The 9,122-nt window shown below is 60.5% G+C and carries 14 protein-coding genes; 5 read left to right on the forward strand and 9 right to left on the reverse strand.

Annotated features, from left to right (window positions below; translation table 11 throughout):
• Positions 1–212 precede the first annotated feature (212 nt).
• The gene (gene trxB, locus M2397_RS26895) at positions 213–1,175 is read left to right on the forward strand and encodes a thioredoxin-disulfide reductase (RefSeq protein WP_003194076.1); all 963 of its coding nucleotides are present in this window, start codon (positions 213–215) and stop codon (positions 1,173–1,175) included.
• A 60-nt stretch (positions 1,176–1,235) separates the two neighbouring features.
• Here trxB and M2397_RS26900 read toward each other — a convergent pair whose 3' ends face one another.
• The 6 genes from M2397_RS26900 to M2397_RS26925 are packed head-to-tail and all read right to left on the reverse strand — an operon-like array spanning position 1,236 to position 4,173.
• A complete protein-coding gene (locus M2397_RS26900; protein ID WP_259244772.1) occupies positions 1,236–1,577 on the reverse strand; it encodes a HopJ type III effector protein in 342 nt (113 codons plus the stop codon).
• Positions 1,570–1,866 carry a DUF1244 domain-containing protein gene (locus M2397_RS26905; protein ID WP_139237772.1) on the reverse strand — a complete coding sequence of 99 codons (297 nt, stop codon included), beginning with the start codon at positions 1,864–1,866 and terminating at the stop codon, positions 1,570–1,572. Before M2397_RS26905 ends, M2397_RS26900 begins: the two co-directional genes overlap by 8 nt.
• Before the next feature lie 23 nt (positions 1,867–1,889).
• Entirely contained in the window at positions 1,890–2,261 is a 372-nt protein-coding gene (gene folX / locus M2397_RS26910; RefSeq protein ID WP_003194073.1) for a dihydroneopterin triphosphate 2'-epimerase, read from the reverse strand.
• A 2-nt stretch (positions 2,262–2,263) separates the two neighbouring features.
• Positions 2,264–2,824: a GTP cyclohydrolase I FolE gene (gene folE / locus M2397_RS26915; RefSeq protein ID WP_024077360.1), complete on the reverse strand. Its 561-nt coding sequence runs from the start codon at positions 2,822–2,824 to the stop codon at positions 2,264–2,266.
• Positions 2,825–2,844: 20 nt separating this feature from the next.
• Positions 2,845–3,555 (reverse strand): dihydromonapterin reductase, encoded by a 711-nt coding sequence (gene folM / locus M2397_RS26920; protein WP_131700251.1) that lies wholly within the window; start codon positions 3,553–3,555, stop codon positions 2,845–2,847.
• Between the two features lie 57 nt (positions 3,556–3,612).
• Positions 3,613–4,173, reverse strand: a complete 561-nt coding sequence (locus M2397_RS26925; protein ID WP_131700252.1) for an antibiotic biosynthesis monooxygenase — start codon at positions 4,171–4,173, stop codon at positions 3,613–3,615.
• 215 nt (positions 4,174–4,388) lie between these two features.
• Between M2397_RS26925 and M2397_RS26930 the strand changes: the two genes are divergently transcribed.
• Complete coding sequence (locus tag M2397_RS26930; protein ID WP_259244773.1) at positions 4,389–5,348, forward strand: MerR family transcriptional regulator; 960 nt, start codon at positions 4,389–4,391, stop codon at positions 5,346–5,348.
• Between the two features lie 2 nt (positions 5,349–5,350).
• On the opposite strand, the gene M2397_RS26935 is transcribed toward M2397_RS26930, so the two are convergent.
• Positions 5,351–5,956, reverse strand: coding sequence for a hypothetical protein (locus M2397_RS26935; protein WP_131700254.1), 606 nt, complete (start codon positions 5,954–5,956; stop codon positions 5,351–5,353).
• Positions 5,957–6,015: 59 nt separating this feature from the next.
• Positions 6,016–6,483 carry a PAS domain-containing protein gene (locus M2397_RS26940; RefSeq protein ID WP_131700255.1) on the reverse strand — a complete coding sequence of 156 codons (468 nt, stop codon included), beginning with the start codon at positions 6,481–6,483 and terminating at the stop codon, positions 6,016–6,018.
• A 129-nt stretch (positions 6,484–6,612) separates the two neighbouring features.
• Here M2397_RS26940 and M2397_RS26945 point away from each other — a divergent pair, with 129 nt between their 5' ends.
• The gene (locus tag M2397_RS26945; RefSeq protein ID WP_259244774.1) at positions 6,613–7,068 is read left to right on the forward strand and encodes a flavodoxin; all 456 of its coding nucleotides are present in this window, start codon (positions 6,613–6,615) and stop codon (positions 7,066–7,068) included.
• Here the strand turns inward: M2397_RS26945 and M2397_RS26950 are convergent.
• A complete protein-coding gene (locus tag M2397_RS26950; RefSeq protein ID WP_131700257.1) occupies positions 7,049–7,945 on the reverse strand; it encodes a LysR family transcriptional regulator in 897 nt (298 codons plus the stop codon). The two genes, M2397_RS26945 and M2397_RS26950, sit on opposite strands and share 20 nt — an antisense overlap.
• Before the next feature lie 98 nt (positions 7,946–8,043).
• On the opposite strand from M2397_RS26950, the gene M2397_RS26955 reads away from it, so the two are divergent.
• Both M2397_RS26955 and M2397_RS26960 read left to right on the forward strand, forming a co-directional pair.
• Positions 8,044–8,430 carry a CidA/LrgA family protein gene (locus M2397_RS26955; protein WP_259244775.1) on the forward strand — a complete coding sequence of 129 codons (387 nt, stop codon included), beginning with the start codon at positions 8,044–8,046 and terminating at the stop codon, positions 8,428–8,430.
• A complete protein-coding gene (locus M2397_RS26960; protein ID WP_131700259.1) occupies positions 8,420–9,106 on the forward strand; it encodes an LrgB family protein in 687 nt (228 codons plus the stop codon). Before M2397_RS26955 ends, M2397_RS26960 begins: the two co-directional genes overlap by 11 nt.
• Positions 9,107–9,122: the final 16 nt, after the last annotated feature.

Genomic DNA, 9,122 nt, shown 5'->3' on the forward strand with positions numbered 1-9,122 from the left:
CAACGGTAACAAAGGCGTCGATTAATCGGCCTGACTGCATAGAGACCACCTATGAGCTGGATTGTTATTCCGTATTTCCTTAATCTTGCCCCCCTCGATACGCTGCACCCATTATTTTTCAGGGCCTGCGAGTTAAAGCCTTCCCCAAGTGCTTCGTGGTCCCTTTTTTATTCCAGCCGTCTTGTAGTCCGGGCGGTCGATAGGAGTGAGTCATGTCTGATACCCGTCATTCGCGAGTGATTATTCTCGGTTCCGGCCCTGCCGGTTACAGCGCTGCCGTCTACGCTGCCCGGGCCAACCTCAAGCCGCTGCTGATCACCGGCATGCAGGCGGGCGGTCAGTTGACCACCACCACTGAAGTCGACAACTGGCCGGGCGATGTCCACGGCCTGACCGGTCCGGTGCTGATGGAGCGTATGAAAGAGCACGCCGAGCGCTTTGAAACCGAGATTGTGTTTGATCACATCAACAAGGTCGACTTCTCCAAGAAGCCTTACAGCCTGACCGGCGACAGCGGCGTTTACACCTGTGACGCACTGATCATCGCCACTGGCGCCAGCGCTCGTTACCTGGGCCTGCCTTCGGAAGAAGCATTCATGGGCAAAGGCGTTTCCGCTTGCGCCACCTGTGACGGTTTCTTCTACCGCAACAAGCCGGTCGCCGTGGTCGGTGGTGGCAACACTGCCGTGGAAGAGGCGCTGTACCTGGCCAACATCGCCAGCACCGTGACCCTGGTTCACCGCCGCGAGACGTTCCGCGCCGAGAAAATCCTGATCGACAAGCTCCACGCCCGTGTGGCTGAAGGCAAGATCATCCTCAAGCTCAACGCCACCCTGGATGAAGTCCTGGGCGACAACATGGGCGTGACCGGTGCTCGCCTGAAAAACAACGATGGCAGCTTCGACGAGCTGAAAGTCGACGGCGTGTTCATCGCCATCGGTCACACCCCGAACACCTCGTTGTTCGAAGGCGTGCTGGAAGCTAAAGACGGTTACCTGGTGGTGCAAGGCGGCCGTGAAGGCAACGCTACCGCGACCAACATCGAAGGCATCTTCGCTGCCGGCGACGTGGCCGACCATGTCTACCGCCAGGCCATCACTTCGGCCGGCGCCGGTTGCATGGCGGCCCTGGACGCCGAGCGTTACCTCGACGGTTTGAAGGACGCTTCCTTCTAAATTGTTGAAATAAAAAAACCGGCTGCGAGGCCGGTTTTTTATGCGTGCAATTTAACTGACTCAGGATTTGCGAGTCAGTGGCTGGGCGGTGAAGGTCACACCGGCCAACCCATGGGCAATCAACGCCCGAATATTGCCATGGTCACTGCCTTCAGGCGTCGCCACCACCGAGCGGTAGTGCTCACCAAACGCCAGCAGCGCTTCCTGGTCGCTCAAGCCTTCCAGCAACGCCAAGCCCAGGGTCTTGCACGAACCTTCGTTTTGCCCGGCAGCGTTTTCCACATCGCCATTGGTGAAGGCTTGCGGCTGGTACTCGTAACCGGCAGCGACAAACGCCAGGGTGTCGGCAAAAACATGTGCGCCGCTGTTGAGGCTGGCGCGCAGGGTGTTCAAATCAGTCATGGGGTTTTCCTTTGGCGAACGCCGCCTGCTGCTCGGCGCTGGCTTCTTGCTGGTATTGGGCTTTCCACTCGGCATACGGCATGCCGTACACCACTTCGCGGGCGTCATCGAGGCTCAGCTCGATCTGGCGCTCGTCGGCCTCGGCCTTGTACCACTTGGACAGGCAGTTGCGGCAGAAGCCGGCGAGGTTCATCAGGTCAATGTTCTGCACATCCTTGCGGCTGTCCAGATGCGCCACCAGCCGGCGGAAGGCGGCGGCTTCGAGTTCGAGGCGTTGTTGATCGTTCATAGGGCTCACTGACAATTCAGGGGTTAGCGGCTGGCCGCCAGGGTAATCGACACCGACTCGGCAAAGCGCAGCGCATGGGGCTTATCCACTTCGACTTCGGCGTACAGCACCGATTCGTTGCTCATCACCAGGTCCAGCAGTTCCTGGGTCAGGCGCTCCAGCAAGGCAAAGCGGTTGCCTTCCACGTGGGCGATGATGGCCTTGGTGATGGTGCGGTAGTTCAGCGCATGGTCGATGTCGTTGTCGCGCACGGCTTCCTGGGCGGCATACAGGATGGTCAGGTTGATCAGCACATCCTGCTTGTTGAGGATTTCGTCCTCATTGATACCGATGAAGGTGCGCAGGCACAGGTCCTTGACCCGGATGCGCGCCATGCCTGGTTGAAGTTGTGGCATTGCTACTTGCTCCGTCCAATCAGTTGCAGGAACTCCATGCGCGTGGTGTTCGACTCGCGGAACGCGCCGAGCATCACCGAGGTGTTCATGGTTGAATTCTGTTTTTCCACGCCGCGCATCATCATGCACATGTGCTTGGCTTCGATCACCACGGCCACACCGGCCGCCTGGGTCACTTCCTGGATGGCGTCGGCGATTTGCCGGGTGAGGTTTTCCTGGATCTGCAGGCGCCGGGCGAACATGTCGACGATGCGCGCCAGCTTCGACAGGCCCAGCACCTTGCCGGTCGGAATATAGGCCACGTGAGCCTTGCCGATAAAGGGCAGCAGGTGATGCTCGCACAGCGAATACAGCTCGATGTCCTTGAGGATCACCATCTCGTCATTGTCGGAGGCGAACAGTGCGCCGTTGACGATTTCCTCGAGGTTCTGCTCATAGCCATGACACAGGTACTGCATGGCCTTGGCGGCGCGCTTGGGGGTGTCGAGCAGGCCTTCGCGTTCCGGGTCTTCGCCCAGGCCCTTGAGGATCTCGCGGTAATGGTGGGGCAGGGATAAGGTCATACAACATCCTCACAAGCGGCTTACTTGATGTGCCGCCCGCCGTTGACGGTCAGGGTGGTCCCGGTGACATAGGGGTTGTCCAGCAGGTAACGCACGCTCTGGTAAATCACCTCCGGCCCGGGTTCGATGCCCAGTGCCGATTTGGCCAAGACCTTGACGCGGTAGGCCGCGTCGTCGCCTTCGTTGAACATCACCATCGCCGGGGCGATGCCGTTGACCTTGATCAGCGGCGCGAACTGCGCGGCAAACGACAGCGTGAGGCTCTCGAGCCCCGCCTTGGTGGCACAGTAGGCGATGTGCTGGCGGCTGCCCTTGCGCACCACGTCATCGCTGATATGCACGATGTCGGCAGGTGTCGAGCGTTGCAGCAAGGGTGAACAATGCAGGTTGATCAGGTAGGGCGCAAGCATGTGCACGCTGAACATATCGCGAAAGGCGCGGCTTTCGTCGCCCGGCGCCTCTGCGACCCACGCCGAAGCATTGTGGATGATTGCACGCAGGCTTTGTGTGTGTGTGTTCAGTTCAGCGATAAACGCGAGAATCCCGGCTTCAGTGGAAAAGTCGGCAAACACACCGACCGCGCCACGCTCGCGCAGGGCCTGCACGCCAGGGCGTTCGCTGCGGTAGCTGAAAATCACCGGTTGGCCCTCGTCCAGCAGGCGTTCGGCGCAATGCAGGCCGACGCGCTGGCCGGCGCCGGTGATCAGGATCGGGGCGTTCGTTGCAGTCATGGGAGGCTCGCGTCGCTGGCAGGCGCAAATCATACCAGCGACGGGCCGCCCCTGTACTCACGCCGCCGCTTCGGAGGCCTTGCGGGGGGCAGGCGCTGGGTGCAGCCAGTTCGCCAGCAGGTGGGTCGACAGCGGAATGAACCAGTACACCATCAAGGGCGTGAGTGCCATTGTGCTGACCAGCACACGTGGGCCCAGTTCGAGTTCACTGAGCAGCGGCCCCAGGACGAAGTTGAACAGCAGCGACACCGGAAAAAACGCCAGCCAGATCGCCACCGCCTGCTTCCAGCGTGGCGGACGGGCGCCCGCTGCGCCAAACCAGCCATCGATGCCCCGTACACGGTGCTCGGACGGGTCGGCGAATAAATCGCTCCCACGGCTCAACCACGCACTGCGTGAGGCGGAAAACTCCCAGGCGTGCAGGGTTTTCTCATCGGCGAAGCGGAAAATGATCTGGAATTCATCGTCATTGGGCGGTGGGGCCAGCACGCCGGAGCCCAGATAGCCGGGGAAATCGGTGGCCAATTGCTCGCCTTCGCGCAGCCAGGCCATCAGTTCTTCATAGCGCCCTTTGGCCACGCGGCGCGCAACCAGCAAGGTGACGGGAGAGGTAGACATTGTGTATCTCCAAATGTACGGGGGCGCTGAACCGGGTAGGTGGCGCACAGACGACGCTGCGGGGGTGTTGCAGCGACGTGTAAAAAGCAGGCAAGGATTATTCCTGTTTTACCCGAATACACCAGCGACATTGGTCCGAAAAGCGGGAAACTTGAAAAAGACAGGTGTAAAGGCGTTAAATGAGCGCCCAGTTAACGTTGGTTTTTTGGTCTAAAATGCCCGTGATTACTGCTCCGTTTGATAGTGTTTCGCATCTGGATTCCACCGCTTCCGATGAGCTGTTTCCGATTCGTGAAGTCTCGAGATTGACAGGCGTCAACCCGGTCACCTTGCGTGCCTGGGAGCGCCGTTATGGGCTGATACAGCCCACGCGCACTGAAAGTGGGCATCGCCTCTATTCCAAGGTCGATATACAGACAGTCCATCGTGTTCTCGCTTGGATCGAGCGCGGCGTCGCCGTGAGCAAAGTGGGCAAGATTCTCGCTCGTGACGATCAGCAGGCCGAAGCCGTTCGTGCACAGCGCGATGCCGTCGAGGAAAGTGAATGGCCGCAGTGGCAGGCGCGGTTGATGCAGGTCATCAGCGACTTCGACGACCGTCAACTGGAACGTTTGTATGGGCAGGTTCTGGCTACCTACCCACTTGACGTGGTGTTCCAGGACATTCTGATGCCCCTGTGGAATGAGCTGTTGCGTCATCAGGGGCGTTTCGGCCAGGCCAGCGAATGGTTGTTCTTCGACAACTTCCTGCGAGTACGTGCCTTGGAGCGCCTGCAATTGGCGTGCGCTTCACCCGTGCCGCGGGTATTGCTGGCGGCCATGGCGGGTGAGTGCCGTAAGTTGGAGTTGCTGGTGGCGGCGCTCCTGATGAGCAGAGATGACCTGGCCGTGAAAGTGCTGGGCATGGGGCAGCCGGTTGACGAGTTGACGCTGGTCTGCGAGAAAACTCACCCACAGGCCCTGGTCCTCTTCTCCAATTACTCGCATAACCATGATCTTGCCGGGCGCTTGAACCGCTTGGCGTTGACCCTGGATTGCCCGCTGCTTCTTGCGGGTGCGGCTTCGGATCTTGCCCAGGACGACCTGGCCGGCACGTCCATTGGCTGCCTGGGCAATGAAGGTCGCCTGATGCGGCGGCGCTTGCAACAGTTTCTCAGCGGCGGGCTGGATACCTGATTTCAGGCATGCATGTGCGGATGGGCCAGGCGGTGCTGGTGCAGGATGAACTGACGCAGGCGCTCGGTTTCATCCACGTCGCTTTGGCTCAAGCGATAAGCAAACAAGCCCCGTGCCGTTTCCCGCTCGAACGCGCCGCGCAGCGCGATGCGTTCGTAGCCCGATGGGCTGAACCACAGGGAAAAGGTTTTTGGCGGCTTGATCCGGCCGCGAATTTCCACCAGTACACCCTTGAATGACACCTCATGCACCCACAGGGCGCCGGCATTGCCCCGGATGTTCTCGAGGGCCACCGGCGTTTCAAGCGCCAGGCGCCACGGGCGTATCATCGGGCCGTCTTCGAAAATACTCGGCACGCCCAAACGCAGATGCATTGCATTGAACTCATCCTCCACCAGATGCAGAGGGAAGGTCAGTTGCTGGTTGTTGAACTGCGCCTGGATGGTGAGATGGTCGTGGGCGGCTAGGCGGGTGAGCAAGTCGCGAATCTGTGCACCGCCGTTGACGGTCAGGCTCGACGAAGCATCCCGCAGGTTGAGTTGCGGGTTGTGTTGCATATTCTGAATGAAATCCAGCTCATCCTGGGTCAGAAGCGCATTGCGTCGCATCGTGCTTGCTCAATAGAGGGGTATTAAAGTGCCATTATCCGCTCTTATGCCTGCACTTTCTAAATTTTGTTTAATCCATTTGTCGCTTTGAGCGCTGCCAGTTCGGCCTTGACCTGCGCCAGTTCGCCTTCCAACTGCGCGACACGCTGCTGGGCCTTGACCTGGAGCGTGACGTCCTTTTGTACACCGACGAAATACGTCTGTTTGTCCGCCGCGTTATAAACCGTTGAAAGCGACAGTTCGTTCCAGAAGTGGCTGCCGTCCTTGCGGTAATTACGCAGGATTTCCCGGCAGGCACCGTCGTTCTCCAACGCTTCGCGAATGGCTATCAGGGCCGGCTGGTCGCGGTCGCCTGACTGCAGGAAGCGGCAATCCTGATAGAGGATTTCGTCGAGGGTGTAGCCGGTCAGCCGTTCGAATGCGGGGTTTACGTAGATCAGCGGCTTGTCCTTGCCTTCTCTTTCAGCGATGACGATGCCGTCGTTGGAAGCGTTGATCACCATGTGCATCAGCTTGGCGTTAATCATTGCGCGGTCCATGGCTTTGGGTTGGAGTTGCCAGTTTAAGACATGCCTTGAATCTTGCACGGCGGGCGCTGAAATATTTGCGCCAGCTGCTAATATCCCAGGCTTTCGCTCAACTACAGGATCAGATTGATGAAAGTCGCCATCCTTTCCGGCTCGGTGTACGGCACGGCTGAAGAAGTCGCCCGCCACGCCGCCGACATCCTCAACAAGGCCGGCTTCGAGGCCTGGCACAACCCCCGTGCGACCTTGGCGGATGTACAAGCCTTCAGTCCGCAAGCCTTTCTGGCGGTGACCTCCACCACCGGTATGGGTGAATTGCCCGACAACCTGCAACCCCTGTATTCAACCCTTCGCGACCAACTGCCCGCCGCCTGGCGTGGCCTGCCCGGCGCGGTGATCGGCCTGGGCGACGCCAGCTACGGCGATACCTTCTGCGGCGGCGGCGAGCAAATGCGCGAGCTGTTCGGCGAGTTGGGTGTGCGTGAAGTGCTGCCGATGCTGCGCCTGGACGCCAGCGAGAGTGTCACTCCGGAAACCGACGCAGAGCCGTGGCTGGCCGAGCTGGTCACTGTACTGCGCGCTTGACCGGGAATTCGCGTAACAACGCCAGCCAGGCCTGGGCGGCTTTCGATAGATAGGCGCCCTCACGCCAGATAAAGGCAATGTCCCAGCGCAGGTAGTCGGGCGCCTTCAACGTCAGGCGCACCACGCCAGGTCGCACCAGCCCACGGGCGACCACGCTGGGCAACAGCACCACCCCTTGGCCGGCGGCCACCAACGCGGCGAGGAAATCTGCCTGGCCACTGCGGCCGATTTCCTTCGGGGTAAAGCCCAACTGCTGACACGCCTGCATCAGACGATCATTGAGCACAAAACTGCGCTGGTACATCAGGAACGGCGTGTCAGCCAATTCTTCAAGGCGTACCTGGGCGTTGTCTGCCAGAGGGTGGTCAATCGGCAGCAGTGCATCCAGTGGTTCATCGCAAAAGGCTTGCCAGGCAAACGCCGGGTCATTGGGCTTCAAGCTGCCTCCCACTTCCAGTTCACCGTTCAGAATCGCCTGCTCGATATTGCGGCTGCCGCCCTCCAGCAACTGGATGGTGACGTTCGGGTAGCGTCGGCGGTACTCGGCAAACAACCCGGCGAACAGCGTGTCGCCCGCCAGCAATGGCAGGCCCAGGCGCAGTTCACCGCGGGTGAGGTGGTGCATATCGTCCAGTTCGCTGAGCAATTCGGACTGCAAGCGCAGCATGGCTTCGGCGCGTTGCAGCACGACTTGACCAGCGGCGGTCAGGCGGATCTGCGAGCCGATACGGTCGAGCAGCGGCGTGCCCAGGCTTTGCTCCAATTGTGCGACCTGCTTGCTGACGGCGGACTGGCTGATATGCAGGGTTTTCCCCGCCTGGGTAAACCCGCCTCGGTGAATCACTTCGACAAAGCTGCGCAGCTGTTTGAATTCCATTGCCTTGATTCCAGTTTGGAATAGTTGGCAGTCTAACAATTCGCTATGGGGATGGAAGGTCGCTCTCTAAAATGGAGGCCTGCGAGGACCCAAAGCCCATGAAACGTTTTCCCTTCAAACACCTTGCCCGTTTGCTGACTGAACTGGTCGTGCTGCTCGCGATTTATCTGCTGGGCACCCAGTTGGCGGTTTGGCTGGCCTTGCCCATCCCCGGTGGCGTCGTGGGCCTGGGCCTGCTGCTGGCAGCGTTCGCCAGTGGCCTGGTCAAGCCGGCGGCGCTGCAATTGGGCGCCGGGGTGTTGATGGCCGAGATGCTGCTGTTCTTCATCCCGGCCCTGATGAGCCTGCTCGATTACGGCGGCCTGCTGCGCAACGACGGCTGGCGCATCCTGTTGGTGATCGGCTTCAGCACGCTGGCGGTGATGCTGGTCACGGCGTTTACGGTGGAAGCCGTGTGCCGCTGGAGATTGCGCCATGAAGCTTGAACTGATGCCGGTGTTCTGGCTCGCCTTGACCCTGGGCGCCTACGTGTTCAGCCGCTGGCTCTACCGGCGCACCGGGCGCTACCTGCTGTCGCCGCTGATCCTGGTACCTGCGCTGTTGTTGGCGGTGGCCGTGCCGATGCACACCGCCTATGCCGAATACGCCACCGACACCCACTGGCTGATGCTGGTGTTGGGCCCGGTCACTGTGGCGTTTGCCGTGCCGATCTGGCAGCAGCGCCGCTTGCTGGCGCGGCACTGGCCGGCGTTGCTGCTGGGCATGGTGGCGGGCAGCGTGGCATCGATCGCGACCTCGTTCGGCCTGGCGAAGGCACTGGCGCTGGACAGTTCGGTGACGATGTCGCTGGTGCCGCGCTCGATCACCACACCGTTCGCCATGCCGGTGTCTTCCGACCTTGGTGGCGTGCCGGAGTTGACGGCGGTGTTTGTGATGTTCACCGGTGTGTTCGGCGCCATGCTCGGTGGTGTATTGCTCAAATGGCTGCCGCTGCGTACGCCCCTGGCTCGTGGCGCGTTGTTTGGCGTGGGGGCCCACGGTGCGGGTGTCAGCCGAGCTCATGAAGTGGGCGGCGAAGAGGGCTCGGTCGCCGGCCTGGTGATGGTGTTGACGGGGTTGCTCAACCTGTTCGCCGTGCCTTTTCTGGCGGCGCTTCTCTGACGCGCTTTAAACAAAA

Source organism: Pseudomonas sp. BIGb0381 (assembly GCF_024809815.1).
In the GTDB taxonomy this organism is placed as follows: domain Bacteria; phylum Pseudomonadota; class Gammaproteobacteria; order Pseudomonadales; family Pseudomonadaceae; genus Aquipseudomonas.